This is a genomic window from Nocardia sp. NPDC050412 (genome assembly GCF_044458825.1).
In the GTDB taxonomy this organism is placed as follows: domain Bacteria; phylum Actinomycetota; class Actinomycetes; order Mycobacteriales; family Mycobacteriaceae; genus Nocardia.
In genome coordinates, this window is the sequence record NZ_JBITIJ010000010.1 from 1 (window position 1) to 26,015 (window position 26,015).

At 65.6% G+C, this 26,015-nt stretch carries 23 protein-coding genes; 11 read left to right on the plus strand and 12 right to left on the minus strand.

Annotation, left to right across the window (positions count from 1 at the left end):
- Positions 1-258 precede the first annotated feature (258 nt).
- On the minus strand, positions 259-402 hold the full coding sequence (locus ACIBI6_RS26360; RefSeq protein WP_364353843.1) for a hypothetical protein: 144 nt from the start codon (positions 400-402) through the stop codon (positions 259-261).
- 174 nt (positions 403-576) lie between these two features.
- On the opposite strand from ACIBI6_RS26360, the gene ACIBI6_RS26365 reads away from it, so the two are divergent.
- The 7 genes from ACIBI6_RS26365 (at position 577) to ACIBI6_RS26395 (ending at position 9,982) form a co-directional block, all read left to right on the plus strand.
- On the plus strand, positions 577-2,289 hold the full coding sequence (locus ACIBI6_RS26365; RefSeq protein ID WP_396958216.1) for an acyclic terpene utilization AtuA family protein: 1,713 nt from the start codon (positions 577-579) through the stop codon (positions 2,287-2,289).
- Entirely contained in the window at positions 2,286-3,434 is a 1,149-nt protein-coding gene (locus ACIBI6_RS26370; protein WP_364353836.1) for an acyl-CoA dehydrogenase family protein, read from the plus strand. The genes ACIBI6_RS26365 and ACIBI6_RS26370 overlap by 4 nt, the downstream gene beginning before the upstream one ends.
- A complete protein-coding gene (locus ACIBI6_RS26375; RefSeq protein ID WP_364353833.1) occupies positions 3,431-5,029 on the plus strand; it encodes a carboxyl transferase domain-containing protein in 1,599 nt (532 codons plus the stop codon). Before ACIBI6_RS26370 ends, ACIBI6_RS26375 begins: the two co-directional genes overlap by 4 nt.
- 6 nt (positions 5,030-5,035) lie before the next feature.
- Positions 5,036-7,159 (plus strand): biotin carboxylase N-terminal domain-containing protein, encoded by a 2,124-nt coding sequence (locus tag ACIBI6_RS26380; protein ID WP_364353830.1) that lies wholly within the window; start codon positions 5,036-5,038, stop codon positions 7,157-7,159.
- 73 nt (positions 7,160-7,232) lie between these two features.
- Complete coding sequence (locus ACIBI6_RS26385; protein WP_364353827.1) at positions 7,233-8,393, plus strand: acyl-CoA dehydrogenase family protein; 1,161 nt, start codon at positions 7,233-7,235, stop codon at positions 8,391-8,393.
- Positions 8,394-8,461: 68 nt separating this feature from the next.
- Positions 8,462-9,244: an enoyl-CoA hydratase family protein gene (locus tag ACIBI6_RS26390; protein WP_396958217.1), complete on the plus strand. Its 783-nt coding sequence runs from the start codon at positions 8,462-8,464 to the stop codon at positions 9,242-9,244.
- Positions 9,245-9,304: 60 nt separating this feature from the next.
- On the plus strand, positions 9,305-9,982 hold the full coding sequence (locus ACIBI6_RS26395; RefSeq protein ID WP_396958218.1) for a TetR/AcrR family transcriptional regulator: 678 nt from the start codon (positions 9,305-9,307) through the stop codon (positions 9,980-9,982).
- 142 nt (positions 9,983-10,124) lie between these two features.
- Here ACIBI6_RS26395 and ACIBI6_RS26400 read toward each other — a convergent pair whose 3' ends face one another.
- Together ACIBI6_RS26400 and ACIBI6_RS26405 are read right to left on the minus strand one after the other, a co-directional pair.
- Positions 10,125-11,156 (minus strand): hypothetical protein, encoded by a 1,032-nt coding sequence (locus ACIBI6_RS26400; protein WP_396958219.1) that lies wholly within the window; start codon positions 11,154-11,156, stop codon positions 10,125-10,127.
- 219 nt (positions 11,157-11,375) lie between these two features.
- Positions 11,376-11,765, minus strand: a complete 390-nt coding sequence (locus ACIBI6_RS26405) for a hypothetical protein (RefSeq protein ID WP_364353815.1) — start codon at positions 11,763-11,765, stop codon at positions 11,376-11,378.
- Positions 11,766-11,973: 208 nt separating this feature from the next.
- On the opposite strand from ACIBI6_RS26405, the gene ACIBI6_RS26410 reads away from it, so the two are divergent.
- Complete coding sequence (locus ACIBI6_RS26410) at positions 11,974-12,747, plus strand: NAD(P)H-binding protein (protein WP_364353812.1); 774 nt, start codon at positions 11,974-11,976, stop codon at positions 12,745-12,747.
- 127 nt (positions 12,748-12,874) lie between these two features.
- Here the strand turns inward: ACIBI6_RS26410 and ACIBI6_RS26415 are convergent, their stop codons facing one another.
- The 3 genes from ACIBI6_RS26415 to ACIBI6_RS26425 all read right to left on the minus strand — a co-directional run bounded on the left by ACIBI6_RS26415 (position 12,875) and on the right by ACIBI6_RS26425 (position 16,881).
- Positions 12,875-14,926: an ArnT family glycosyltransferase gene (locus ACIBI6_RS26415; RefSeq protein ID WP_396958220.1), complete on the minus strand. Its 2,052-nt coding sequence runs from the start codon at positions 14,924-14,926 to the stop codon at positions 12,875-12,877.
- The gene (locus ACIBI6_RS26420) at positions 14,923-16,176 is read right to left on the minus strand and encodes a glycosyltransferase (RefSeq protein ID WP_396958221.1); all 1,254 of its coding nucleotides are present in this window, start codon (positions 16,174-16,176) and stop codon (positions 14,923-14,925) included. The genes ACIBI6_RS26415 and ACIBI6_RS26420 overlap by 4 nt, the downstream gene beginning before the upstream one ends.
- Before the next feature lie 69 nt (positions 16,177-16,245).
- Complete coding sequence (locus ACIBI6_RS26425) at positions 16,246-16,881, minus strand: class I SAM-dependent methyltransferase (protein ID WP_364353803.1); 636 nt, start codon at positions 16,879-16,881, stop codon at positions 16,246-16,248.
- A gap of 142 nt (positions 16,882-17,023) precedes the next feature.
- Between ACIBI6_RS26425 and ACIBI6_RS26430 the strand changes: the two genes are divergently transcribed.
- Positions 17,024-17,746 carry a TetR/AcrR family transcriptional regulator gene (locus tag ACIBI6_RS26430; RefSeq protein ID WP_364353855.1) on the plus strand — a complete coding sequence of 241 codons (723 nt, stop codon included), beginning with the start codon at positions 17,024-17,026 and terminating at the stop codon, positions 17,744-17,746.
- 266 nt (positions 17,747-18,012) lie between these two features.
- Here ACIBI6_RS26430 and thiD read toward each other — a convergent pair whose 3' ends face one another.
- Positions 18,013-18,855, minus strand: coding sequence for a bifunctional hydroxymethylpyrimidine kinase/phosphomethylpyrimidine kinase (gene thiD, locus ACIBI6_RS26435; RefSeq protein ID WP_396958222.1), 843 nt, complete (start codon positions 18,853-18,855; stop codon positions 18,013-18,015).
- 70 nt (positions 18,856-18,925) lie between these two features.
- On the opposite strand from thiD, the gene ACIBI6_RS26440 reads away from it, so the two are divergent.
- Positions 18,926-20,071, plus strand: coding sequence for a GTP-binding protein (locus ACIBI6_RS26440; RefSeq protein WP_364353797.1), 1,146 nt, complete (start codon positions 18,926-18,928; stop codon positions 20,069-20,071).
- Positions 20,072-20,144: 73 nt separating this feature from the next.
- Here ACIBI6_RS26440 and ACIBI6_RS26445 read toward each other — a convergent pair whose 3' ends face one another.
- Positions 20,145-20,768: an SDR family oxidoreductase gene (locus ACIBI6_RS26445; protein ID WP_364353794.1), complete on the minus strand. Its 624-nt coding sequence runs from the start codon at positions 20,766-20,768 to the stop codon at positions 20,145-20,147.
- A gap of 322 nt (positions 20,769-21,090) precedes the next feature.
- Positions 21,091-22,227 (minus strand): epoxide hydrolase family protein, encoded by a 1,137-nt coding sequence (locus ACIBI6_RS26450; RefSeq protein ID WP_396958223.1) that lies wholly within the window; start codon positions 22,225-22,227, stop codon positions 21,091-21,093.
- Positions 22,228-22,312: 85 nt separating this feature from the next.
- On the opposite strand from ACIBI6_RS26450, the gene ACIBI6_RS26455 reads away from it, so the two are divergent.
- Positions 22,313-22,960, plus strand: a complete 648-nt coding sequence (locus tag ACIBI6_RS26455; RefSeq protein WP_364353788.1) for a TetR/AcrR family transcriptional regulator — start codon at positions 22,313-22,315, stop codon at positions 22,958-22,960.
- Between the two features lie 184 nt (positions 22,961-23,144).
- Here the strand turns inward: ACIBI6_RS26455 and ACIBI6_RS26460 are convergent, their stop codons facing one another.
- The 3 genes from ACIBI6_RS26460 to ACIBI6_RS26470 form a co-directional block, all read right to left on the minus strand.
- The gene (locus tag ACIBI6_RS26460) at positions 23,145-24,650 is read right to left on the minus strand and encodes an SH3 domain-containing protein (protein WP_364353785.1); all 1,506 of its coding nucleotides are present in this window, start codon (positions 24,648-24,650) and stop codon (positions 23,145-23,147) included.
- Complete coding sequence (locus ACIBI6_RS26465) at positions 24,644-24,880, minus strand: hypothetical protein (protein WP_364353782.1); 237 nt, start codon at positions 24,878-24,880, stop codon at positions 24,644-24,646. The genes ACIBI6_RS26460 and ACIBI6_RS26465 overlap by 7 nt, the downstream gene beginning before the upstream one ends.
- 268 nt (positions 24,881-25,148) lie before the next feature.
- Positions 25,149-25,940: a thioesterase family protein gene (locus ACIBI6_RS26470; protein ID WP_364353779.1), complete on the minus strand. Its 792-nt coding sequence runs from the start codon at positions 25,938-25,940 to the stop codon at positions 25,149-25,151.
- Between the last annotated feature and the right edge of the window lie 75 nt (positions 25,941-26,015).

Here is a 26,015-nt window from a genome sequence, read left to right on the forward strand (position 1 = left end):
CGTCGGGGGTGCGCTCGTGCAGCGGTGGGGCCTCGAGCCTGCGGTGCGTGCGCTTCGGTCAACGGACGTGAGACGGGCCGCGGACGTTGCTCGTAGGACGCGTTCCGTGGTGGTCGCTTGTGTGGGGCGTTCGGCGTCGGGGGTGCGCTCGTGCAGCGGTGGGGCCTCGAGCCTGCGGTGCGTGCGCTTCGGTCAACGGACGTGAGACGGGCCGCGGACGTTGCTCGTAAGACGCGCTCCGTGGTGGTTGAGTGGGACCTACATCAACCAGACGACCGCACCCGCGGCGGCTAGTACCGCGAGCACCATGAGGGCGATGGCGAGTGGGCGGGCGGTCTTCCAGGTGGAGTAGGCCCCGCCCAGCAGGAACCCGGCCAGCGCGAACAGGATGACGGACGACATCTGGTCATTCTGCCTCGCGCATCCTGTCCGCTGATAAGCACGGGAGCAATTAACAAGCACGCATGCTTGCTTTTTTCTGGATCCGGTGTGATGCTGGACCCGGAACGCGGACTTCACCGGCGGCGCAACGCGGCGCGCCGGGACGGTTCGCCGCACAGGAGGGCCTTCCAGCTGATGAGTATGCTGGCCGCCGATCCGGAGCTGATCCGAATCGGCAACTGCTCCGGGTTCTACGGTGATCGGCTCAGTGCCATGCGGGAGATGCTCGAGGGCGGGCAACTCGATGTGCTCACCGGGGACTATCTCGCCGAGCTGACCATGCTGATCCTCGGCCGCGACCGGATGAAGGATCCCAGCCTCGGCTATGCCAAGACCTTCGTCCGGCAGATCGAGGACTGCCTCGGGCTGGCGCTGGAACGCAATGTTCAGATCGTCACCAATGCGGGCGGCCTCAACCCGGCCGGGCTCGCGGAGAAACTACGCAAGGTCGCCGCGGATCTGGGACTCGATGCCAAGGTCGCGCATGTCGAGGGTGACGACTTGCTCAGCCGGGCGGGCGAGCTCGGCCTCGGGTCGCCGCTGACCGCCAATGCCTATCTCGGTGCCTGGGGCATCGTCGAATGTCTGAATGCGGGCGCGGATATCGTGGTCACCGGTCGGGTCACCGACGCCTCGGTGATCGTCGGCCCGGCCGCCGCCCATTTCGGTTGGGGGCGAACCGATTACGACCAGCTTGCCGGTGCGGTCGTGGCCGGACATGTCATCGAGTGCAGTACACAGGCCACCGGCGGTAACTTCGCGTTCTTCACCGAGTTGACCGATCTCGGACGGCCGGGTTTCCCGATCGCCGAAGTGCGCAGGGATGGCAGCAGTGTCATTACCAAGCATCAGGGCACAGGCGGTTCGGTCACGGTGGATACCGTTGCGGCACAGCTGATGTACGAGATCCAAGGAGCACGTTATGCGGGGCCGGATGTCACTACGCGGCTGGACAGCATCGAGCTGAGTCGAGAAGGCCCGGATCGAGTGTTGATCAGCGGGGTGACCGGTGAAGCGCCGCCGCCACGGCTCAAGGTGTCGCTCAATACCCTCGGCGGTTTCCGCAATGAGATGGAGTTCGTCCTCACCGGCCTCGATATCGAGGCGAAAGCCGCACTGGCGCAACGACAGTTGGAGTCCTGGCTGCCCGTGCGGCCCGCGGAGCTGACCTGGACGCTGGCGCGCCTCGACCGGCCCGATGCCGAAACCGAGGAGCAGGCGAGCGCTTTGCTGCGCTGCGTGGTGCGCGATCCGGATCCGAACAAGGTCGGCCGCTCCTTCTCCAATGTCGCGGTCGAGCTGGCATTGGCCAGTTATCCGGGCGCCAACTTCACCAGCCTGCCCGGCAATGGTTCGCCGTATGGGGTGTACACGCCGGGATTCGTCGATGCCGCCGAGGTGCCGCATGCGGCGGTGCTGCCGCAAGGCACGCGCGTCGATATCGCGCCCGCGTCGGACACTCTGGAATTGGCGGAGGTGGCCGAGCCGCAGCTGCCGGAGCCATTGCCCACCAACGGAACTCGCCGAGCGCCGCTGGGCACGATCGCGCTGGCCCGCAGCGGCGATAAGGGCGGCAACGCCAATATCGGTGTATGGGTGCGCACCGATGAGCAGTGGCGCTGGCTTGCGCATACGCTGACGGTGCGGCGGATCAAGGAACTGCTGCCCGAGGCCGCGCCGCTGACTGTTACCCGACACGTGCTGCCGAATCTGCGTGCCGTGAACTTCATTGTCGAGGGTCTGCTCGGGCAGGGGGTGGCCTATCAGGCCCGCTTCGATCCGCAGGCCAAAGGGCTCGGCGAATGGCTGCGCTCGCGTCATGTTGATATCCCATTGGAGTTGCTATGAGTCCGTGGAATACGCCGGAACGGCGCGAATTGCGCGCCACCGTAAGGGGTTTCGCTGACCGAGAAGTCCTTCCGTACCTCGATGCCTGGGAGCGCGACGGCGAGATCCCACGCGAACTGCACAAGAAGGCCGGAGCGCTCGGGCTGCTCGGCATTCAATTCCCGGAATCCGCAGGCGGTTCCGGTGGTGACGGTATCGACGCCATGATCGTCTGCGAGGAGATGCATCAGGCCGGTTGTTCCGGCGGCCTGTTCGCCTCGCTGTTCACCTGCGGTATCGCGGTACCGCACATCATCGCCTCCGGTAACGAAGACCTGATCGAGCGCTTCGCACGCCCGACACTGGCCGGGGAGAAGATCGGCTCGCTCGCCATTACCGAACCGGGTGGCGGCTCCGATGTCGGCCATCTCACGACTACCGCGCGCCGCGATGGCGATCACTACATCGTCAATGGCGCCAAGACCTACATCACCTCGGGCGTGCGCGCCGATTTCGTGGTGACCGCCGTGCGCACGGGCGGTCCGGGCTCCGGCGGGATTTCGCTGCTGGTGGTGGAGAAGGACATGCCGGGCTTCACGGTCAGCCGCAAGCTCGACAAGATGGGCTGGCGGGCATCCGATACCGCCGAACTGTCCTATGTGGATGTTCGGGTGCCGGTGCAGAATCTGGTCGGTCCGGAGAATTCCGGCTTCTATCAGATCGCCGGCGCCTTCGTCAGCGAGCGGGTCGGGCTTGCGGTGCAGGCGTATTCACAGGCCCAGCGCTGCCTGGATCTGACCCTGGACTGGGTGCGCAATCGCGAGACCTTCGGCCGCCCGCTGATCAGCAGGCAGGCGGTGCAGAATACGGTGACCGAGATGGCCCGCCGCATCGACGTGGCTCGCGTCTACACCCGAGATGTGGTGCAGCGCAGTGCCGATGGCGAAACCGATTTGATCGCCGAGGTGTGTTTCGCCAAGAACACCGCCGTGGAGGCGGGCGAATGGGTGGCCAATCAGGCCGTGCAGTTGTTCGGCGGCCTGGGCTATATGCGCGAATCCGAGGTCGAGCGGCAGTATCGCGATATCCGCATTCTCGGTATCGGCGGTGGCACAACCGAAATCCTGACCGGACTGGCGGCAAAACGATTGGGGTACCAGTCTTGACGACACTACGCACCACCCTCGATACCGCATCGCCGGAATACACGGCCGCGGCCGAGGCCATGACCACCAAACTCGCCGAGGTGGAGGCCGAATTCGCCAAGGCCATCGCCGGCGGTGGCCCGGATAAGTTGGCCCGGCATCGTAAGCGGGGCAAGTTGACCGCGCGCGAGCGCATCGAACTGCTCATCGACGAGGATTCGCCATTCCTGGAACTGTGCCCACTTGCCGCGTGGGGCAGCGACTTCCATGTCGGGGCGAGTGTGGTGTGCGGTATCGGCATTGTCGAGGGCGTCGAATGCATGATCGTCGCACCGGATCCGACGGTGCGCGGCGGCACGTCGAATCCGTGGACGTTGCGCAAGAACCTGCGCATGAACGACATCGTCATGCAGAATCGACTACCGGTAATCGGACTCGTCGAATCCGGCGGCGCGGACCTGCCGACCCAGAAGGAAGTCTTCGTACCCGGCGGACGGATGTTCCGCGACCTCACCAGGGCATCCGCAGCTGGAATCCCGACCATCGCCTTGGTTTTCGGCAATTCCACCGCCGGTGGCGCCTATATCCCGGGCATGTCCGACTACACGGTGATGATCAAGGAGCGCTCCAAGGTATTCCTCGGCGGACCGCCGCTGGTCAAGATGGCCACCGGCGAGGAATCCGATGACGAATCGCTCGGCGGCGCGGATATGCACGCGCGCGTCTCGGGTCTGGCCGATTATCTGGCGGTCGACGAGCAGGATGCCATCCGCATCGGCCGCTCCATTATCAAGCGGCTGAACTGGAAGAAGCAGGGCCCGGCGCCGCGCGCCGAGGTGATCGATCCGCTGTACGACCAGGAAGATCTGCTCGGAATTGTCCCGTCCGACCTGAAGATTCCGTTCGATCCGCGCGAGGTGATCGCCCGCGTTGTCGACGGCTCCGATTTCGACGAATTCAAACCCCTCTACGGCAGTAGCCTGGTCACCGGATGGGCGGAGCTGCACGGTTATCCGGTCGGTATTCTCGCCAACGCGCGCGGTGTGCTGTTCTCGGAGGAGTCGCAGAAGGCGACTCAGTTCATCCAGCTGGCCAATCAGTCCAATACGCCACTGCTGTTCCTGCACAACACCACCGGCTACATGGTCGGCAAGGAGTTCGAGCAGAAGGGCATCATCAAGCACGGCGCGATGATGATCAACGCGGTCTCGAATTCGAAGGTGCCGCATATTTCGCTGTTGATGGGCGCGTCCTACGGTGCGGGCCATTACGGCATGTGTGGTCGCGCATACGACCCGCGGTTCGTCTTCGCTTGGCCCAGTGCGAAATCCGCTGTCATGGGCGGTGCGCAGCTGGCCGGTGTGATCTCGATCGTGGGTCGTGCGTCCGCTGAGTCCAAGGGCATTCCGTTCAACGAGGAGGCCGACGCCGGGATGCGCGCGATGGTCGAGGCGCAGATCGAGGCCGAATCGCTGCCGATGTTCATGTCGGGGCGGCTGTATGACGACGGTGTGATCGATCCCCGTGACACCCGCACGGTATTGGGAATGGCGTTGTCGGCCATCCACAATTCCCCAGTCAAGGGCGCCGATGGCTTCGGCGTCTTCCGGATGTGAGGGAAAATGACAGCATCGCATAGCGATTCGATGAGGGTCGGCGCTCGCGTGCCGGGTGGGCCTATCACGAATGTTCTGGTAGCCAATCGCGGTGAGATCGCCCGTCGGGTTTTCGCGACCTGTCGTCGCATGGGTCTCGGTACCGTCGCGGTCTATTCCGATGCGGATGCCGCGGCACCGCATGTCGCCGAAGCCGATGCGGCGGTACGTCTTGCGGGCAATACACCCGCGCAGACCTACCTGCGCGGCGAGCTGATCATCGAGGCGGCTTTGGCCACCGGTGCTGATGCGATCCATCCGGGTTACGGATTCCTTTCCGAGAACGCGGAATTCGCACAGGCCGTGCTGGCGGCGGGGTTGGTGTGGATCGGCCCGCCGGTCGAGGCTATCGAGCAGATGGGTTCGAAAGTCGCTGCCAAGAAGTTGATGGATGCGGCCGGAGTCCCGGTACTCGCCGAACTCGACCCGGCCGAGGTCACCGCGGCGCATCTGCCGGTGCTGATCAAGGCCTCCGCCGGTGGTGGCGGGCGCGGTATGCGCGTGGTGCGCGAGCTCGCCGACCTGGAACCCCAAATCGCCGCCGCACGCAGGGAAGCCGAATCGGCATTCGGCGATCCGACGGTGTTCTGCGAGCGGTACCTGGAGACCGGACGACATATCGAAGTCCAGGTCATGGCCGATGCCAACGGCACTATCTGGGCCGTCGGCGAGCGGGAATGCTCGATTCAACGCCGCCACCAGAAGGTCATCGAGGAGGCGCCGTCGCCGCTGGTCCAGCGGATCGACGGCGAGCGCGGGTCAGGCCCGGAGGCGGCAGCGAAGCGTGACCACGCAGGGCTCCCGCGCACGGCCAATGGACAGAGCATGCGCGAGCGATTGTTCGAGGCGGCCACACTGGCGGCCGGTGCAATCGGCTACATCGGTGCCGGGACCGTGGAATTCCTCGCCGACGAGGCGGGGGAGTTCTTCTTCCTGGAGATGAATACCCGGCTGCAGGTGGAACACCCCGTCACCGAATGCACCACCGGATTGGATCTGGTGCGGACTCAGCTCGAGGTCGCGGCTGGCGGCCAGCTGGCTGCCGCGCCGCCACCGCTACGTGGGCATTCGATCGAGGTCCGGCTGTATGCCGAGGATCCCGCGCACGAATGGCAGCCGCAGAGCGGGACGGTGCATCGGATCGATATCCCGCTGGTGGCAACCGAATTCGACATTCTCGACCGTCCCGGCGTACGCCTGGATACCGGTGTGGTGAACGGTTCGGTCGTCGGTGTGCATTACGACCCGATGCTGGCGAAGGTCATCTCCTACGCCGAGACTCGCGGTGAAGCTGCACGGTTGTTGGCAACAGCGCTGCAGCGAGCCAAGATTCACGGTCTGGTGACCAACCGCGATCTGCTGGTGCGGGTGCTGCGCCATCCGGCATTCCTGGCCGGGGACACCGATACCGCGTTCTTCGCAACGCACGGATTGGATTCGCTGTCCGCGCCGCTGGTGTCCGAAGCGGATCAGGCACTGTCCATCGTCGCCGCCGCGCTCGCGGATGCCGCGGCGAACCGGAAGGCGGCCAGGGTCGGCGCCGGGCTGCCCGCGGGCTGGCGGAATCTACCTTCGCAGTCGCAGCACAAGTCGTACGAGAGCCGCACCAGCGCAACGCATGACATCGGTTACCGCTTCACCCGAACCGGAGTCGCGGTTGCTGGTCACGACGGCCTCGAACTGGTAGAGGCGGGTCCGGAGCGTGTGGTCCTCTCGGTTCCGGGCGAACGCGGTCTGGTGCGTAGGCAATTCGATATCGCCCGCTACGGCGACCTGGTCTGTGTCGACTCGCCGCTCGGACCGGTTTCGGTGCGCAGACTGCCGCGTTTCAGCGATCCGGCCGATCAGGTCGCGCACGGTTCACTGCTCGCGCCCATGCCGGGCAGCGTGATTCGCATCGGCGCGGAGGTCGGCAGCGCCGTCGAACAGGGCCAGCCGATTCTGTGGCTGGAGGCCATGAAGATGGAACACACCATCTCCGCGCCCGCCACGGGCGTGCTCAGCGCCCTCAATGTCACCGTCGGCCAGCAGGTCGATGTCGGCGCAGTGCTCGCCGTCGTCGATCCCACCGAATCCCAGGAGAACTCATGAGAGAGCGAAGCGAACGAATCATGTGTCAGTGCGGAAAGCGCATGCCGGAGCCGAGCGTCAGCGAGGCGCAGGCATGAGCTTTATCGAAACCGATGAGCAGAAGGCACTGCGGTCCGCGGTCGCCGCGCTCGCCGCGAAGTACGGCTTCCGCGACTATGTGCTGCCGAAGGCGCGCAAGAACGAGCCGCTCACCGAATTATGGGATGAGGCAGGCAAACTCGGCTTCCTCGGCGTGAATCTGCCGGAGGCGTACGGCGGCGGTGGCGCGGGCATGTACGAGCTCGCGCTGGTGATGGAGGAGCTGTCCGCGCAGGGTGCGGGCCTGCTGCTGATGGTGGTTTCTCCGGCCATCTGCGGCACCATCATCACCAAATACGGCACCGACGAGCAGAAGCAGTTGTGGCTGCCCAAACTTGCCGACGGCACCGCCAAGATGGTCTTCGGTATTACCGAACCCGACGCCGGTTCGAACTCGCACCAGATCACCACCACCGCGCGTCGTGACGGTGACGACTGGATCCTCAACGGCCGCAAGATCTTCATCTCCGGTGTGGACCAAGCCGAGGCCGTGCTCATCGTTTCGCGCACCGAGGACCACAAGACCGGCAAGCTCAAGCCCGCACTGTTCATCGTGCCCACCGATGCCCCCGGCTTCGTCAAGACGCCGCAGGAAATGGACATTATCGAACCGGACCACCAGTTCACACTGTTCCTCGATGACGTGCGCCTGCCGTCGGATGCCCTGGTGGGCAAGGAAGATGCCGCACTCATGCAGCTGTTCGCGGGCCTCAACCCGGAGCGCATCATGGGCGCGGCCATGGCCGTCGGCATGGGCCGGTACGCCATCGATCGCGCCGTCGAATACGCCAAGGAACGCACGGTGTGGAAGACGCCGATCGGTGCGCACCAAGGTATTTCGCATCCGCTCGCCGCGGTGAAAGTCGAGGTGGAGTTGGCCCGGCTGATGATGCAGAAGGCCGCGACGCTCTACGACGCCGGTGATGAGATGGGTGCGGCCGAGGCCGCGAATATGGCGAAATACGCTGCGGCCGAGGCCAGTATCAAGGCGCTCGATCAAGCCATCCAAACCCACGGCGGCGCGGGCCTCACCAAGGAGTACGGACTCGCCGCGATGCTCGCGGCCGCCCGCATCGGTCGCATCGCCCCGGTCAGCCGCGAGATGGTGCTGAACTTCGTCGCCCAGTACTCGCTGGGCCTGCCGAAGTCCTACTGATATTCCGCCCGCGTCGTTCCAATGCCGGGGCGACGAAGGCGGGATCGGATGCCACGACAGGAGGCTCGATGACCGAGACATCCACCGCGCCATACGTGCGCTATGCGGTCGGTAATGGATTCGCGATGCTCACGCTCGACTCACCGCACAACCGCAATGCCCTGTCCTCGCGGCTGGTCGCGGAGTTGCTGCAGGGCCTCGACGATGCCGCAGCCGACCCCGCCGTGCGCGTCATTGTGCTCGCGCACACCGGCAATACCTTCTGCGCGGGCGCCGACCTGAGTGAAGCCGGCAATGCCGATCCGGCCGTTGCCGCCGATGAGCGCACCCGGGTGATGATCGGCGTACTGCGCAGGCTCGTCGAAACACCGAAGCCGATCATCGCGCAGATCGACGGCAATGTGCGCGCAGGTGGTATGGGCATCGTCGCGGCCTGTGACATCGTCGTCGCCGGTCCCGGCAGCAGTTTCGCACTCACCGAGGTGCGAATCGGATTGGCGCCGTTCATGATTTCGCTGACCCTGCTGCCGCGGCTGAGCCCGCGCGCGGCCAGTCGCTACTACCTCACCGGCGAGAAGTTCGGCGCGGATATCGCCGAGCAGATCGGTCTGGTCACCAGCACCGCCGACGATCCGGCGGCCGAGGTGGCCCGACTGGGCGCGGAGCTGCGCAAGGGCTCCCCACAGGGTCTCGCCGAGGCCAAGCGACTGGTCAACGCGGACATCCTGGCTGAGTTCGACAGCTCCGCCGAGGAGCTGGCGAAACGTTCCGCGAGCTTCTTCGGCACCCCGGAGGTTCAGGAGGGCATGATGGCCTTCTTGCAGCGCCGTCCACCGACCTGGGCAGAATAGCGCCGTGATTTCGCCGACGACCAATGCCACCACGGCCGCCAGCCTGTTCGGAGTGAACTGATGGTGACACCCCACGAACCCAAGCAGGACCGCAGCCGGATCACCCGGCAGCGCCTGCTCGAGGCGACCATCGACTGCCTGGCCGAAATGGGTTGGGCGGCGGCCACGGTCTCGGTTGTCGCGGAACGGGCCGGGGTGTCCCGGGGCGCCGCCCAGCATCACTTCCCGACCAGGGAAGACCTGATCACCGCGGCACTCGAGTACATGTTCGACACCCGCACCCAGCAGTCCAAGGATGAGGCGCTGGCGATGGCCGCGCTGGCTGGCGGGGTCGAGCGCACCGAGGCGGTGGTGGCCGGTCTGGTCGACTCCTACACCAGCCCGCTGTTCAAAGCGGCGCTGCAGGTGTGGACGCATGCGGCGGCCGATCCGGCACTGCGGGAGCGAATTGTGCCGCTGGAGGCCAAATTCGGGCGTATATCGCATCGCCGGGCCGTGGCGGCGCTGGGCGTGGACGATAACGATCCGGTTACCCATCACCTCGTTCAAGCCACACTCGATATGGCACGCGGACTCGGTCTGGCCGATGTCCTGACCGATGACTCGGCGCGCCGCAAACAGATCGTCTCGCAATGGGCGGCCACGCTACACGCCGCACTGCACGCCCCACCGCCCGGCGCCCCAGCTGGGGCCGGGCTGAGCTGCCAGGCCGGAGCTGAGCTGCCAGGCCGGAGCTGAGCTGCCAGGCCGGAGCTGAGCCGCCGGGTGGAGCTGATTTTCTGCTCGAGCCGATGCCAGGTGGAGCTGGCGGATTCGAGTTGGCGGGCGGCGCTGATTGTCTGGGGGAGCTGAGTCGCCGATTGGGCTAAGGCGTCAGCAGTTACTCCTCGTCGGGACCCTTCGCCGGTGATACACGCTCGAACCAGGCGGCCGTTTCATCCGGGGCGAGCACCCGTTCCAGGGTAAGGTCGCCGACCATATTCGGGAAGAAGCGCCCGGCTGGCCAACTACGTTGGTACGGAGGCGGATCCAGCACCAGCAGATGGGTGCCGTCGACGACCGGAATATCGGAGGGCGTGCCCTCGTTCCAGATCCAGCTGCCATCCGGCGCTACCAGATTGAACGATCCGGTGGTGTGCACCATGCCGGGCACATCGCGGCACATCGCGACCGCCTCCGCCGACGGCGCCTCACCCGGAATATGCCCGCCGCCGATGAGGGCGTCGGCGAGCAGGGTGTGCAATTGGAAGTTGTCACCGATGCCGGTCATGCGCATGGCGTAGCCGGTGTTGGTCTCGCGGTGCAGCACGATGACCGGCTCGTCGTCCAGCACGCTCAACGCGTAGCCGAGGCATTTATCCCACCGGTCCGAGATTTCGCCGAGTGCGTCGTGCCGCTCGCGGATGATCTCGCGACCGGAGTGTCCGAACTTCTGTCGAACTTCCTTGTGCGACAACATGGCCAACGCAGCCCGATTCCAGTCGGCGAGCGTCCACCACGACAGTGTCGGGCCGAAGCCGAAGTATTCGAACAGTTCCGGGTCCAGCTCGACATGCTCCGGATCGGGGGCTTCGCCGACATCGGCGGTCGCCCACTGCTGCGCGAATTCGGTTGCGCTGTCGAGGGATTCGGCGAGATTGGCAAGCACGCTCGGCGCGCATACCACCGGATCCGCGCCACCTTCGACGCACGCGCCGATCAGGACCGCGATATTGGCTCGCGGTCCCGGCGGTACATCTGTCAGCACATCGGCGAGCCGTTTTCCGCCCTGCGCCATTTCCTCCGGAGTCGCCGATTGGTACAGGCGATGCAACTCCATGTGGGCTTGTTGCTGTGCTTCTGGGTCCTGCGCGTGCACCGCGCGTTCGAAGTCGAATACGGCGTCTATGAATCGATCAGTGCCCGAGCTCATGCTCGTACGCTAACACGTTGCCGCGCAACCACTTTCGGGACAAGCTCGTCGTCCAATAGTTGCCTCGGTAACAACACGCGCTCCCGCGCGCCTTTTGTAGCGCCGCGCACGAAATCGCGGGGGAAATCATGCGTGGCGCGCGAATCGGTGCGCGGGAACAGTGTTTGTTGGCCTAACGGGGCATCGGCGATTGCCGACGCAACGTTGTCGGGCGGGTGACTAGCACAAGCCTTGCTGCTGAAGGTGCCCTTCATCGACGGCGTAGGAGGTGGAACCGATGAGGACGCCGAGGAGTCCGCCGATGATCAATCCCGGAATCGCGCCGACGAAGAAGAGGGGCAGACCCGCGATGCCGCCGATAGTGGCGCCGAGCAGACCACCGACCAGCGTCCTGACCTCGATGGTGTCGCCGGGTGCCAGGCACTGGCCGATGAGGTCGGCTTGCGGGGTCGGTTCGGTTGCCGCGGCGATCGGCTGGGTCGCGACCGGTGCGGTCGGTTCCGGTGATTCGCCCGGTGCGGCCGACGCGGTCGAGGCGAAGCCGACGGTGAGCGCGATGGCGACGAGGGCACCGATGACGGTTAAGACGAATCTCGAAATGCTTCTCACAGTTTTCCTGGTGGCTCGAAAGTTGGCGCGACTGGATCATCATTCCCGGAGTTCGCGGCGTGCGAAAGGGTTTCGGATGAATGCCGCATTAAGAGGATTTCGAGGAAGTAGGTCAAGGGATCTCGAGGAACGGCATGTCACACTTGATCGCCCTGCGTCGTCCTCACTGTGAAAGCGGAACAACGCAGCGAAAACAGGAGCGGTGATCATGTCGAATATCAAGAAGATCGCGGTGGCCGGAGCGACCGGACGGTTGGGCCGCCATGTCGTGGATGTGCTGAACGAGCAGGGGCACGAGGTCGTCGCATTCTCCCGCGCCAACGGAGTGGATATCGAGACCGGCGTCGGGCTCGTGGAGGCGCTCGATGGTGTGGATGTCGTCATCGATGCGTCCAGCACGCCGTCCGCGGATCAGACCATCGCGACCGAATTCTTCCGAGCCGCGGCGCGCAACCTGCACGAGGCGGGACAGAAGGCCGGCGTCGAGCGGCTGGTCGTGGTGTCCATCATCGGCATCGATGGTTCGCTCGCCGGATACAACGCCGCGAAGCTGGCGCATGAGGCCGCGCTGCTGGAAGGGCCGCTGCCGGTGCAGATTCTGCGCGCAGCGCAGTTCCACGAGTTGGTCGAGGTAATGGTGCAGTGGGGGACCCAGGGCGAGGTCGCATACCTGCCGAAGATGCGCACCCAGTTGGTCGCGGCGCGTGCGGTGGCCGAAGCGCTGGTGGAATTGGCGGTGCACCCGTTGCCGGAGTCGCTCGACGGGCCGTTCCCTGAGATCGCGGGACCGCAGCCGGAGACGATGGCGGGTGCGGCCGGTTTGCTCGCGGCCAAGCTCGGTGCGCCTGCCCAGGTTATCGAGTCGAGTGATGAGGCGAACCCGGATCGTGAGCAGTTCGAGAACGGTGGGCTGCTGCCGGGTTCGCACGCGAAATTGGCGGGTCCGACGTTCGCCGAGTGGCTCGAAGCCACGTACGCCTGACCCACAACGCAAAATCGCCCGGGGCACACGCACCGGGCGAATTGCTTTGCGCGCCGGCCCCGCACTGCTTGTCGGGATCCGCACCCGATGTGGATTTCCCAAGGGGTGCGGATCCCGCAACAGCGGATCAGTGGGCTGTGGTCAGGTCGTAGAGGGTGATGCCGTCGACTGTGGTCGCGGTGAAGTTCTCTTCCACCCACTTGCTGATCTCGCTGCTGGTGCCGGAGCGGCCGAATCCGGAACCGCCGTCCGCACCGCCGCGATTGCCACTGCCGATGAAGTAGTGGATCTTTCCATCGGCGACGTACTGTTTGAACTGATCCAGCGTCGGCGACGGATCGCTGCCGTTGAAGCCGCCGAGCGGCATGACCGGCAGTTCGGTGGCCAGCTGGAATCCGGCGGCGCTGTTGGCGCCGGTGGCGGCGGCTACCCAGGTGTAGTCGGAGCCATTGTTTTCCAGCAGTGCGATGACCTTCTCGCTCGGCCTGCTCGCGCCGAGCAGGCCACCGGCGGGGCCACCCATCATCGGATTGCCCGCTTCGTTGGTGCCCTGTTCTCTCCCCTGAGCGCCATTGCGGCCAGCGCCATTCGTATTGCGGCCGTCAGCATTTCGCCCACCGGGCATGCCGCCGCCGAAGCCGCCTTCGCCCCCCGGGCCCCCGTTGCTTTCGGCCCAGGGCGGAGGTCCGAACCCCCCGACATTCGGTCCCGCCGACGGGATCCCGCCCTCGTGTCCGGTCGAAATGGTTTGGGCGGAATATGCGACGGGTCCGGCCAATCCGGCGAATGTGGCGGCCAATGCCGCGACAAGCGCCACCTTCCGCGGTGCGGGCAGCAGCACCGTAATGGTCGCGAGCACACCCACCACCAGCACCGCCCAGCGCAACCACGGCACAAAGCCCGAGCTGCGCGACAGCAACATCCACGACGTCGCGGTGGTCAGGCCGACCGCAAGCCCCGCGAACAACCGGACCCACAGCCGATGCCGATCCCGCCACAGCTGCACCGCGCCGATACCGACCAATGCGGCGACCGCCGGAGCCAGCGCCACCGTGTAGTACTGGTGGAAGATGCCCGCCATGAAGCTGAAGGTCAGCCCGGTCACCAGCAGCCAGCCGCCCCACAGGATCAGCGCCGCGCGCCGTCCATCGGTGCGAGCAGCCTTGCCGCGCAATAGAATTCCCGCAACAAGCGCGACCAATGCGGCGGGGATGAGCCAGGCGATCTGACCGCCCTGCGCCGGTTCGAACATCCGGGTGATCCCGGTGTTGCCCCACATGCTGCGGCCACCGCCACCGCGCGGCATATCGCCACCACCACCGGGGAAGACGCTGCCGCGCTCGTTGCCGTTCAATCGGCCGAGACCGTTGTAGCCGAGGGTGAGTTCGACGATCGAATTGTGTTGCGACCCACCGATCCACGGCCGCGAAGAGGCGGGCCACAGTTCGACCGTGAGCAGCCACCAGCCCGCCGCGACGATCATCGACAAACCCGCCGCGAGCAGCTGCAGGATCCGCTTGCCGAGTTTGGGCGGACCGGCGAACAGATAGGTCAGCGCCAGTGTCGGCACAACCAGCAGCACCTGCAATTGCTTGGTGAGGAACCCGAATCCGATGAAGACACCGGTGAGCACCAACCAGCGGGTGCGTCCGTCCTCGACCGCCCTGGTCATCGCCCAGGCCGCCGCGATCATCAGGAATACCAGCAGCGCATCCGGGTTGTTGAACCGGAACATCAGTGCGGCCACGGGCGTCACCGCGAGCGTCAGTCCGGCGATGAGTCCGGCCGCCGGGCCGAAAGGTCTGCGCACCGTCGCCCACACCAGTGCCACCGAGGCGACGCCGAGCAGCACCTCCGGCACCAGGATGGTCCAGGAATTCAGTCCGAACGCCCGCACCGACAGTTCCATCAACCACAGCGAGGCCGGTGGTTTGTCGACAGTGATCGAGTTCGCCGCGTCCGAGGAACCGAAGAAGAAGGCCTTCCAGGACTTCGAACCCGCCTGTACCGCGGCGGAGTAGAAGGAATTCGCCCACCCGCTGGAACTGAGGTTGCACAGGTAGGCGATTCCGGTGCCGAGCAGCAGTACCGCCAATGCCGGGTATTCCCAGCGGATCTCGCGCTCGGAGCGCGATTGTGGCGGTACCGCTTTCGACGATGGCGTGAGCGTAGCGGTCACTGGTGTCCGCCCTCGGTGACCACCGTGCGGGTGGCTGTCGGGTTACGGAAGACCCAGCGCAGGCCGACGAATCGGATCAGCGTGGCAATGAGATTGGCAACCACGAGTACGAACAATTCCAGATGAACGGCGGCGTCGGGAGCCCAGCGGTGCAAGGCGAACAACGAGCCGCTGGTGACCAGTAAGCCGAAACCGAAGATCAGCAGACCTTGGAATTGGTGTGACACAACGCCATTCGATCCACGCACCCCGAAGGTGAAGGCGCGGTTGGCGGCGGTATTGCCGACCGCGGTGATCAGCAGCGCGACGAAGTTGGCGACCTGCGCGCCGGTCATGGGCTGCAACACCAGGTACAGCAGCATATAGGCGAGCGTGGAGATGACGCCGACTATCGCGAACCGCACCACCTGCCCGACCATCCCCAACGGCACCCCGGGCACCAGTGGTTCCCGTCCGACCGAGCGGCGCAGCTCGTCCAATGGCAGCGCGCCGGTCGTCAGTCCGCGCAGCAGCCGCCACACGCCGAGCAAATCCTTGCGCGCGGTATCGACGATGTCGACCCGGCTGTCCGGATCGTCGATCCAGTCGACCGGCACCTCGTGGATGCGCAACCCGGCCCGCTCGGCGAGCACCAGGAGTTCGGTGTCGAAGAACCATTCACCGTCTTGCACCAGCGGCAGCAGTCGCCGTGCCACATCGGTGCGCATCGCCTTGAAACCGCACTGCGCATCCGAAAAACGTGCCTGCAGAGAGGCTTTCAGGATCAGATTGTAGCAGCGCGAGATGAATTCGCGCTTGGGTCCGCGCACGACTCGCGACGCCGCGTCGAGCCGGGTGCCGATGGCCAGATCGGAGTGTCCCGAGATCAGCGGAGCGACCAAGGGCAGCAGCGCATTGAGGTCGGTGGACAGATCTACGTCCATGTAGGCGACGACCTGGGCGTCGGAGTGCTCCCACACCGCGCGCAGCGCGCGGCCGCGGCCCTTGGCGTCGAGGTGCACGACCCGCACGTCATCGAGTTCGTCCGCGAGCAGCTCGGCGACTTGCATGGTGTCATCGGTGCTCGCATTGTCGGCCACGGTGATCCGCGCCGGGAACGGGAACCCGTCGCGCAGGTAGGCGTGCAGCCGCCGCACGCAGACACCCAGGTCGGCCTCTTCGTTGTAGACGGGGATCACGACGTCCAGCACGGGCGTGATCCCCGTTTCGGTCATTTCCGCCCGGTGCGCGGCGGTCGTCGATTCGGTCATGGTGACTACCCTCGCGAACCGCGCTGGACCCCAGCTGGGCCCTACCTGTGAGGTTCCTGGGGACCGTGGCTAGCGCATCCGCCGAATCCGCAACACGGTGTCGGTACGCAGTCCCGCCTGTCCCTCCGGTCCCGTTATTTCCCGCTCGACCGCATCCTTGGTCTGCACGTTCCAGTCCGCTCCGAGTGCCAGCCCGTCGAGCACCTCGTCCATCGTCGGAAAGTGCACGTCATGTCGGTCCTCGATAAACGAAGGCCACCCCGCGTGCCCCGCGATCAACAAAACCCCGCCGACCCCCACCGCCTCCGCGGCCCGCCGCAAAACCTTCGTCCGCTCGTCCTCCTGCGAGACCGGTGAATGAAAGAACTGCGCCGAGACCAAGCCGAATTCTCCGTCCGGAAATGATTGCGCCAGATCATGTTCGGCAAACGTGATGTGCTCGCCGACACCCGCCTCGTCGGCATGCGCCGCCGCCCGCCGCAGCGCTGTCGGGGAAACATCGACTGCGGTAACGCGCCATCCCAGCCCCGCAAGCCAAACAGCGTCCGCACCCTCACCGCACCCGAGGTCCAATGCCGTACCCGGCTCGAGCCCTGCGGCCTCACGTACCAACAACGGATTGGGCTTCCCGGTCCAAATCTGATCCCGGTCCTGATAGAACTCCTCCCAGAACTCCTGGGTGCCGGTTGCGGTGCCCTCGCTCATGCGTCGCTCTCCCATCGAAATCGCGTACTTCCGCTGTGTTCGCATGATCTATGCCGGGCCCGCGACAACGCCAACTTTCTTGCCGTTTCGGCAAGCACGTATACCGAGTTCGGCTACAGGGGTTGGTACGGTCGGATTTGTGATGCGCAGTGGGCGGGGAGTGGATGCGGGGACGCCCAAGCGGGTCGATGCTCGGACCGAGCGGTGGCGCGAGCATCGGGTGCAGGTTCGGGCGCAGTTCGTGGATGCGGCGTTTCGGGCGCTGGACAAGTTCGGACCCGAAGTGAGTATGGGGGATATCGCGAAGGAGGCCGGGGCGGCCAAGCCCAAGCTTTATCGGCACTTCGAGGATAAGACGGATCTGTACAACGCGATTGTCGATCGGGTTCGCGACATGCTGTGGGAGCGGATCGTTTCCAGTGCCGATTTGACGAATGATTCGGCGCGCGAGTTGATTCGGCGGGGCGCGGCCGAATATGTGCTCGTGGTATCCGAGCATCCCAATGTTTTCCGGTTCATGCTGCACAGCCACTTCACGCAGCGGGCCGATGAATCCGAGCGGGCGCTGCAGTCGGCTCGGCAATCGGCCAAGCGGGCCGCGGATCTGTTCGCCGGACTGCTCGCCGATAAGTCCGTCGAAGTATCCAGCGTCGAACTCGTCAACTATTCGGTATTCGGTGCGGTGGCCTCGGCCACCGACTGGTGGCTCGGCGCGAACCGGCTGCAGGCACACACCATGCCCAGCGAGAAATTCGTCGCCTACCTGGCCGAGATCATCTCCGCGCTGGCCGAGGCCAATGCGCGGCTCAACGGCATCCGCATCGATGCGGACCTACCGCTGCACCTCGCGTTCTCCAGCGACTGAGTTGTGGCACCGACCGCGAGCGCGCCATTAGCGGTCGGCTCTCGCATCCACTTCGAACCACATCGTTCTCGCCAACCGCATCGTCGAGGCCGACGGTGTTTGCGATGCCCACAGTATGCCCCCACCCACCGACAAGTTTTGGTACCCGTCGCGGCATTAGTAGCCGAAGTAGTTTTTGCCCGGCGCGGTCCGCTCGACGGTCTCGCGGAGCGTCATCGGCACGATCATGCTGTCGCCGGGATGGAGGTACACCCCACGCCAATCCGTCAGGAGTGGGACAGGCGCCAGAGCGGGGAGACCGGACCATGACCCGCGCCGAGATCGTAGGAGGCGGCTAGGCAGCGGTAGGTCCAGTCCTTGGCGAATTCGACGGCATCGGGAACCGAGTAACCGTTTGCGAGGGCGCATGCGATAGCCGCGGCCAAGGTGTCGCCGCCGCCGTGGTCGTTGCCGGTGGTGATTCGCGGGGCGGTGAATTCCAGGAAACGATCGCCGTCGAAAAGTAGATCGGTGCTCACCGCCGAGGAGCGCAGATGGCCGCCCTTGACGATCGCCCAATGCGCTCCGAGCTTGTGCAGCGCCTCCGCGGCCCGCCGTGCCGATGCATTGTCGATGACCTCGATTCCGGTGATCAGCCGCACCTCGTCGAGATTCGGTGTCACCACCGTGGCCAACGGAATCAGCGTGTGCCGCACCGCGTCCAGCGCCTCCTCGTGCAGCAGTGGATCGCCGTGCATGGATGCCGCGACCGGATCGACCACCAATGGCGTCCGATCCCGTCCGATCCCGACTTCCTGACACACCTGCGCGACCGACTCGATGATCGCGGTCGAGGCCAGCATTCCGGTCTTTGCCGCCCCGACCCCGATATCCCCGACCACCGCCCGCACCTGATCGGCCACGACCTGCGGCGGAATCTCGTGGAACCCGCTCACTCCGACCGAGTTCTGCACCGTCACCGCGGCCACCGCTACACACGCGTGCACCCCGCACAGGGCCATGGTTCGCGAATCGGCCTGGATGCCCGCGCCGCCGCCGGAGTCGGTCCCGGCGATAGTGAGGACGCGAACCGGGGTCTGCCCGTCGGGCACGAGCGGCAGGAATTTCACAACCCAGACCCTACTCAGCGTTGACCCAACCGGACGGCGCCATCTAAATGAAAACCATTATCATTAAAGTGTGATCACCTCATGGACCTCTGACCTGCTACCCGTCACCGTGCTCTCCGGCTTCCTCGGCGCGGGCAAGACGACCCTGCTCAATCACATCCTGGCCAATCGGGACGGTCGCCGCGTCGCGGTCATCGTCAACGACATGAGCGAGGTCAATATCGATGCCGCGCTCGTCGCCGGGCAGGGCCACCTCGACCGCACCGAGGAGAAGCTGGTCGAACTGACCAATGGCTGCATCTGCTGCACGCTGCGCGAGGATTTGATCGAGGCGGTCGGCAAGCTCGCCCGCGAGGGCCGCTTCGATCAACTGGTCATCGAATCCACCGGCATCTCCGAGCCGATGCCGGTCGCCGCGACCTTCGACTGGGAATTCGAGGACGGCTTCAAACTCGGCGATATCGCTCGCCTGGACACCATGGTCACCGTGGTGGACGCCTCCACCTTCCTCGCCGAAATCGCCCGCGGGCAGGCCCTCGCCGAGCGGAATCTCGAAGCGGGCGAAGGCGATACGCGCACCATCGCCGACTTGCTTGTCGATCAGGTCGAATTCGCCGATGTCCTGCTGATCAATAAGACCGACCTGGTCAGCGCCAATGCCGCTGGAGCCGTGGAAGCCACTGTGCGACAGCTCAATCCGCGCGCCCATGTGCTGCGCACCGAGAAGGGCGCGGTAGATCTCGCGGAGGTCCTCGCGACCGGCCGCTACAACCCCGTCGTCGCCGCCGAATCCGATGGCTGGGCCGAGGAGCTAGCGGGCGGCCATACGCCGGAAACCGAGGAATACGGCATTCGCAGCCTCACCTACACCGCCGAGCGACCCTTCCACCCCGAACGCCTCGCCGATGCTCTCGCCCAACTCCGAGGCTTGTTGCGCAGCAAGGGTTTCTGCTGGCTCGCCAGCCGCCCCGAACTCGCCGCCATCTGGTCCCAAGCCGGTCCGAATCTGACCTTCGAACCCGCCGCCTGGTGGTCCGCCCTGGAAGTTCCCGCGGGCCAGGAAATCGTCTTCATCGGCATCCAACTCGACACCACCCACATCCGCGCCCTCCTCGACGCCGCCCTCCTCACCGACGACGAACTCAGCGCGGGCCCCACCACCTGGACCACCTATCCCGACCCATTCCCGACCTGGGGCGCTCTGCATCAGCACTGACCTGGACCATCGATCACCGGTAGCCATGCAGGCAAACGTCGAGAGCGCCCCTCCACCTCCGCATTCTGGATTGCTAGTTGGAGATGCCGGGAGCCTGGTGAGTGTAGGTGGGGTCGGTGAGTTGGGTGAGCATGAAGGCGGCGATGTCGGCTCGGGCGATTTTGAGGGACAGGCCCTTGGCGTCGGCGGGAAAGCCTCGGCGGTAGGTGTCGGTGCGGAGGCCGTCGGTGAAGGCGCTCGGGCGGACGATGGTCCAGTCGAGGTTGCTGGCGCGGACGTATTCTTCCTGCTCGACGTGGTCGGCGTAGGCCTCGCGCAGCAGCATCCCGAACATCACGTACTTCCAGAGGAAGTTCAGGTTGCCGCGGCTGTCGCCGACGCCGAGGGTGGTCTGGCAGATCAGGCGTTTCACACCGGTCCGGTTCATCGCCTCGAGCACCGCGCGGGTGCCCTCGGCCCGGATGACGCCCTTGCGGCCCGCACCCAGCGAGATCAGCACCGCGTCCTGCCCGACCACGGCCCGCTCCACCGAATTCGTATCGAGCACATTGCCCTCGACAATGTGCAGGCGCTCATGCCGCTGTCGGACACTCGCCGCATCCCGAGTGAAGGCGGTGACCTCGTGCCCCTGTTCGAGCGCCTGCTCGACGACCAGCCGACCGACGGTGCTGGTGGCTCCGAAGACTGCGATTCGCATTGTGTTCTCCTGTGTTGATTTGCGGTGCTCCCGGGCCCTACGTGGTTACGCAGGCTGCCGCCTCCGGGCCTGACGCTCGCACCGCGGGTGTTGATTTGCGGTGCTCCCGGGCCCTACGTGGTTACGCAGGCTGCCGCCTCCGGGCCTGACGCTCGCACCGCGGGTGTTGAAAGCTGTTGAGCTGTTGGTGAATCCAGTACATCAACGGAGAACGAGACGAACCATGGCCGTGCGTCTCGGGACCATACGAGAGGGTCTACGCCGGAAACCGCGTAGCGGCTGGCGTCCGGAAGCGGGATGCCAGCCGTCGCGCAGCGTGCAGTCAGCCGAGCTTGGCGAAGAATTGCCGGATATCGGCGACGATCACCTGCGGTGCCTCATGTGCGGCGTAATGCCCGGCGGCATCGTTCGGGCCGCCTTGTGCGGAGCCGACGTCATAAGAATTCCAGCTGACGATGTTGCTGTGATCGCGCTCGGCGAACCGGCGGATCGACTGGAAATCGCCCTTGAACATCGCCAAGCCGGTCGGGACCGTGGTCGGCCCGCTCGGCTGCTGCGCGGTGCGCGCATTCTCGTAGTAGAACCGCAGCGACGACCCCGCCGTACCGGTCAGCCAGTAGATGGCCACATTGCCGATCACGAATTCCTCGTCGAGGCTCTCGCCGAACAACTGCGCGTTCCAGCCGAGCAACCCGACCGGCGAATCGGCCAGCGCGAACGCCAGCGTCTGCGGCTGCTGGCTGTGCAAGGTATTGAAGGCCATCTTGTTCTCGTGGAACCACTGCAGGTGCTGCAGCGCCGCCATATCGTCCTCGGACAGCCCGTCGAACTCCGCTGGATCGCCGGATGGGAACGAAAAGAGCTGCGTCACATGGACTCCGACGATGTGATCGGAATCCAGCCGCCCGATCTCCGGTGACACCATCGAGCCACCGTCGTTGCCGATGGCGCCGTAGCGCTCGTAGCCCAAGCGGCTCATCAGCTCCGCCCAAGCCGCGGCGGTGCGGACTGTGCCCCATCCGGTGCTGCGGGTCGGACCGGAGAATCCGAATCCCGGCAGCGATGGGATGACCAGGTGGAAGGCGGGATCGTCGGCCGATTCCGGTTCGGTCAGTGGCGCGATGACATCGAGGTATTCGAGCACCGAACCCGGCCAGCCGTGGGTGAGGATCACTGGCAGCGCATCCGGCCGGGAGGACCTGACGTGCAGGAAGTGGATATCTTCGCCATCGATCTCGGTGGTGAACTGCGGGTAGGAGTTCAGCTTCGCCTCCAGAGTGCGCCAGTCGAAGTGTTCCAGCCAGTACGCGGCGAGATTCCGCACCCGCTCGTTCGGAACGCCGTACGCGTCGCCGACGCCGGGCAACTCGTTCGGGTAGAGGGCTCGGGACAGCCGGTCGGTCAACTCATCGAGCTGAGCCTGCGGAACGTCGATGGTGAAGGGCGTGATGGCGGCCATTTCGACTCCTTTTGAAACGGAATGCTTCGTTCTGTTCGAACAGTATCAGAACGGATCATTCCGTTTCAAGTGCTAATCTGAACCCATGCCGAAGACAACCGACGCCCCAGCTCAGAAGGGTCTGCCCGGCCGCAAGGCGCAGGCCGCCCGCAATGACGGGCTCATCCTCGCGGCGGCCCGCGCGATCTTCCTCGCCGATGCCAACGCCCCCATTGCCGCCGTGGCCGAGCGCGCGGGAGTGGGGATCAGCGCCCTCTATCGCCGCTATCCGAGCAAGGAGGTGCTGCTGCGTACCCTCTGCCACGAGGGCCTGCGCCGCTACAACGCCGAAGCCGACGCCGCACTGGAGGATTCGGATGGCTGGCGTGGTCTGGTCGGATTCCTGGAGCGGGTAGTCGACGCGGATGTGCACTCACTGACCGTGCATCTGGCAGGCACGTTCACGCCGGACGATTCGATGCTGCCGGACCTCACGCATTCGGGTGAAGTCACCGAGGAACTAGTGCGGCGCGCACACGCCTCCGGGCGGCTGCACGCGGATGCCAATGCCAACGACCTCGGTCTCGTCCTGGAATCCTGCGCGGCAATTGCCATGCCGGACCAAGTCCGAACTGCGGAACTGCGCAGGCGAGTGCTCGCCATGCTGATCGCAGGGCTCTCGGGAAAAGGTGAACTGCCGGGTCCGCCGCCCGAGTCGGGAGAATTCGCATGGCGCTGGAAACCGCGCAAGTAAGCCGATGAGTTCGGTCATCGCGTGCGGTCCGCACAGTGATCGGTGCGAGTCCCAGGCCTGTGCCCGACCCGCTCGACAATGTCGGGTTCTGCCTCTAACCGATCCGGGCGGCAATGGCTGGGCCGCACAACATATTTCGACGATTCTGGTTCCCGAGAGCTATGCCATGCTCGTGACCGAGACATCAGTCGCGCTCGTTGCCGGTGGACGTCCAGGCTGCGTCGGGCCATGCGAGGGGTTGGATCGCGCGGCCGTCCACCCAGGCGGTCCAGCCGTTGTTGCAGGCGATATGCGCCCAGTCCCCGGCGCGGCCCAGGATCTGGAGTTCGACGCCGGGATCGATGCTGGTGAGCGGGCCGAGACTCGGATCGGGCGCGGCCCATGCGTCCAATCCGCCGTCGGGTACCAGGTGGGTCGGATACCAGGGGGCGGCGAGGGGTTCGATGGCGCGGCCGTCGACCCATCCGGTCCAGCCGTTGTTGCAGGCGATATGCGCCCAGTCGCCGGAGCGCTCGAGGATCTGGAGTTCGACGCGCGGGTCGATGCGGGCGACGGGCGTCCGGGTCGAGTCGGGAGTGACCCATGCGGGCATGCCGTTGTCGGGTACCTGATGGGTCGGATGAAATGCCGGTGTGCCGCCGCGCTCGACCACCGGTACGACTTCCGTGGGTATGGCGGAGGCGTCTAATGTCGGTATGCCACCGGCGAACGGCTTGACCACGGCGGGATCCAGCACATCGCGCACCAGACGGAGCGCGACTTCCGTTGTGGTCTCGAACAATTCGGCACGTGGGTGGCGCGCCGTCAGCTCGCGCCAGCATGCGAACCGGGTCGAGAACGTGGAACGGAACACCGTGAAATCGGCGAGTGCGTCCTGTTTCCTTGCCGCACCTGTCATTACGGCGATTCTTCCGGTCGTCAACAGTTGGCCGAACGACCGTGCCACCGCGGTCCCGGCGTCGGTGAATCGGTAGCTACCGAGCGCCGCCAGTCGAACAAGGCCCAGCGAGGCCAGCCGTGCCAGTCCCTCCGGCATCCGACCGGCCGCCGCCGCGAGTGATACCGGCGTGGCGCCCTGGGCGGCGGACAAGGCCCAACGGGTGTCGCCGGCGGCGAGCCCCTTGGCGAGTTGCTCCTCCAGTTCGAGCGCCCGCAGCTCGAGCGGTCCGGGTGCGACGTTTCGCCGCAGGACCCCGGCCAGGCGGCCCTCTTGTGCCGCATCGGCGGCGGCGAGCAGCGCGGCGAATGCGATGAGATCGAGGTCGATCGGCGGTGATGCGAATCCGGGGCCGTATGAGGTGAGATCGAGTAGTTGGTCGATCAGCATGGTGGCCTGGGTGAGCGTTGGCACGACGGTGAAATCGAAGCCGCCGTCGCCGCTCCCGGCCTGCATGACGAAGGTGTCGTGTTCGTCCCCGCGCAGCACCAGTGCCGCTGTCCAGTCGTCCTGCCCGACGTGGTTGGCGGTGATGGCGGTGGTGTGGGCGGGATCGGCAGCGATCCGCAGTGCTTCCTTCGCGGGTCCGGTGAGTCGGCCGTCCGCTTCGAGCAGCCCGGTGTCCCGCAGCGCCGCCACCGGGTCGTCCGGCGAGGTCGTCAGCGGCAGGGCGGACCGCGGTCCCGGCTTCAGCCCAGCGATGGACAAGGCCGCGGCGAGTTGGTCCGCGGCCAGTCGGAAGCGCATCAACATCGTCGACTCCTTCCCGCGCCCTGACCGCTGCGCGAAAGCGGCTCGGTGGGCGTGCGTACCGCACCGTCCTCGATGCGCCGGATGCCGCGGCGACCGAAGAAGCCCGGGCACGGGCCGTCGCGCACATCCGTCTGTAGCCGCGACGCGCGGTCGCTCCAGGCCGGCAGCGGCGCGACCGGCACCAGGCCGAGCAGGGCGCAAAATTCAGCAAGACCCGGACCGCGAACCATTGCGCGAGTGGTATCGGTCGCCGGGCCCGGTGTCCGCGGTGCGCGGCTTGCCGCCGGGTGTCCAGTCATCAGAGTTTTCGGGTCGACCGAATCACATTCATGGTTTCACATGCGGCGATTGCTCAGCAACAGGCCAACCGGTGGTCTCGACCCGCGAAGTTCGGACCGTGTTTTCCGCTTTGATCCGGAATGGCGCGCAACTCGATCCGACTGCCAGGCGTCCGGCTGGTGCGGCAATTTTCTATCGCGCAGTTTGGAGCCGAGCTAGCTAGCGCGGTCCCAGGAACAGCGTTTGGGTGCTTCGGCCGAGCGGGCCCTTTTCATCGAAGAGTGCCGACTCCGCCAAGCCGATGCCGTGCGGTTGGGGATAGGTCGCGGCATCCAGGCAGACCCATTCACCGACCGGCTGTCGGTGCAGGGTGACCGTGAGATCGGTATTGATGAACAAGTACTGGTTCCAGTCCAGCACCCGGCTGACACCGTTGCCCGAATCCGCCGCGGCGAGGGTGCGTTCCAGCGGACTCGGCGTGGCACCGGCGACGATCGGATATTTCAGCCGGATCCAGCAGATTGCCGGGCCGGGATCTTCGAAAGATCCGGAGACGAAGCGGTAGTCGATACCGGTGTGAAAACCGATGGACTGGGTCGACGGAAAGTGGGACGGCACCGCCTGATCCGGGCCGGGGCGCACACCGGTCGGCAGAAACTGCTCCGGCAGTTCGAGCTCCGGCTCCGCGAGTTTGAATCGCCAGGCATTCGCTCGCATGACCGGTCCGCGATCGGTGGACAGGATCGCCTCGATCAGCTCCACACTGCGTCCGGGGCGGGCCACCCGGGTGGTCACCGTCAGCGGCTCCAAGGGAACCGGGCCGAGGATTTCCACCGCGACCCGCCCGATCTGGAATCCGGCCCGCGGCTCACAGCGCTCGATCGCGTGCCCGAGCAGCGCCGATGGCGGTCCGGCGTGCTGTGCGTCGGGTGACCACGGACCGCGGGTCAGTTCGGTCGAGACGAACCGATTCGGGTTCGCCGGATCTGGGGTGTAGAAGGCGTCGGCCACGTCGTTGTCCCGTTCCGCTGGGTTGTTCGTACGGTTAACGATTCTGCTACGACGCTACTCTGCGGCGATCAGCCG

Bases quoted from the DNA above. Each gene is read 5' to 3' on its own strand.
- ACIBI6_RS26360 (WP_364353843.1), bottom strand. From the start codon at position 402: ATGTCGTCCGTCATCCTGTTCGCGCTGGCCGGGTTCCTGCTGGGCGGG.
- ACIBI6_RS26365 (WP_396958216.1), top strand. From the start codon at position 577: ATGAGTATGCTGGCCGCCGATCCGGAGCTGATCCGAATCGGCAACTGC.
- ACIBI6_RS26370 (WP_364353836.1), top strand. From the start codon at position 2,286: ATGAGTCCGTGGAATACGCCGGAACGGCGCGAATTGCGCGCCACCGTA.
- ACIBI6_RS26380 (WP_364353830.1), top strand. From the start codon at position 5,036: ATGACAGCATCGCATAGCGATTCGATGAGGGTCGGCGCTCGCGTGCCG.
- ACIBI6_RS26385 (WP_364353827.1), top strand. From the start codon at position 7,233: ATGAGCTTTATCGAAACCGATGAGCAGAAGGCACTGCGGTCCGCGGTC.
- ACIBI6_RS26390 (WP_396958217.1), top strand. From the start codon at position 8,462: ATGACCGAGACATCCACCGCGCCATACGTGCGCTATGCGGTCGGTAAT.
- ACIBI6_RS26395 (WP_396958218.1), top strand. From the start codon at position 9,305: ATGGTGACACCCCACGAACCCAAGCAGGACCGCAGCCGGATCACCCGG.
- ACIBI6_RS26400 (WP_396958219.1), bottom strand. From the start codon at position 11,156: ATGAGCTCGGGCACTGATCGATTCATAGACGCCGTATTCGACTTCGAA.
- ACIBI6_RS26410 (WP_364353812.1), top strand. From the start codon at position 11,974: ATGTCGAATATCAAGAAGATCGCGGTGGCCGGAGCGACCGGACGGTTG.
- ACIBI6_RS26420 (WP_396958221.1), bottom strand. From the start codon at position 16,176: ATGACCGAATCGACGACCGCCGCGCACCGGGCGGAAATGACCGAAACG.
- ACIBI6_RS26425 (WP_364353803.1), bottom strand. From the start codon at position 16,881: ATGAGCGAGGGCACCGCAACCGGCACCCAGGAGTTCTGGGAGGAGTTC.
- ACIBI6_RS26430 (WP_364353855.1), top strand. From the start codon at position 17,024: ATGCGCAGTGGGCGGGGAGTGGATGCGGGGACGCCCAAGCGGGTCGAT.
- ACIBI6_RS26445 (WP_364353794.1), bottom strand. From the start codon at position 20,768: ATGCGAATCGCAGTCTTCGGAGCCACCAGCACCGTCGGTCGGCTGGTC.
- ACIBI6_RS26450 (WP_396958223.1), bottom strand. From the start codon at position 22,227: ATGGCCGCCATCACGCCCTTCACCATCGACGTTCCGCAGGCTCAGCTC.
- ACIBI6_RS26455 (WP_364353788.1), top strand. From the start codon at position 22,313: ATGCCGAAGACAACCGACGCCCCAGCTCAGAAGGGTCTGCCCGGCCGC.
- ACIBI6_RS26460 (WP_364353785.1), bottom strand. From the start codon at position 24,650: ATGTTGATGCGCTTCCGACTGGCCGCGGACCAACTCGCCGCGGCCTTG.
- ACIBI6_RS26465 (WP_364353782.1), bottom strand. From the start codon at position 24,880: ATGGTTCGCGGTCCGGGTCTTGCTGAATTTTGCGCCCTGCTCGGCCTG.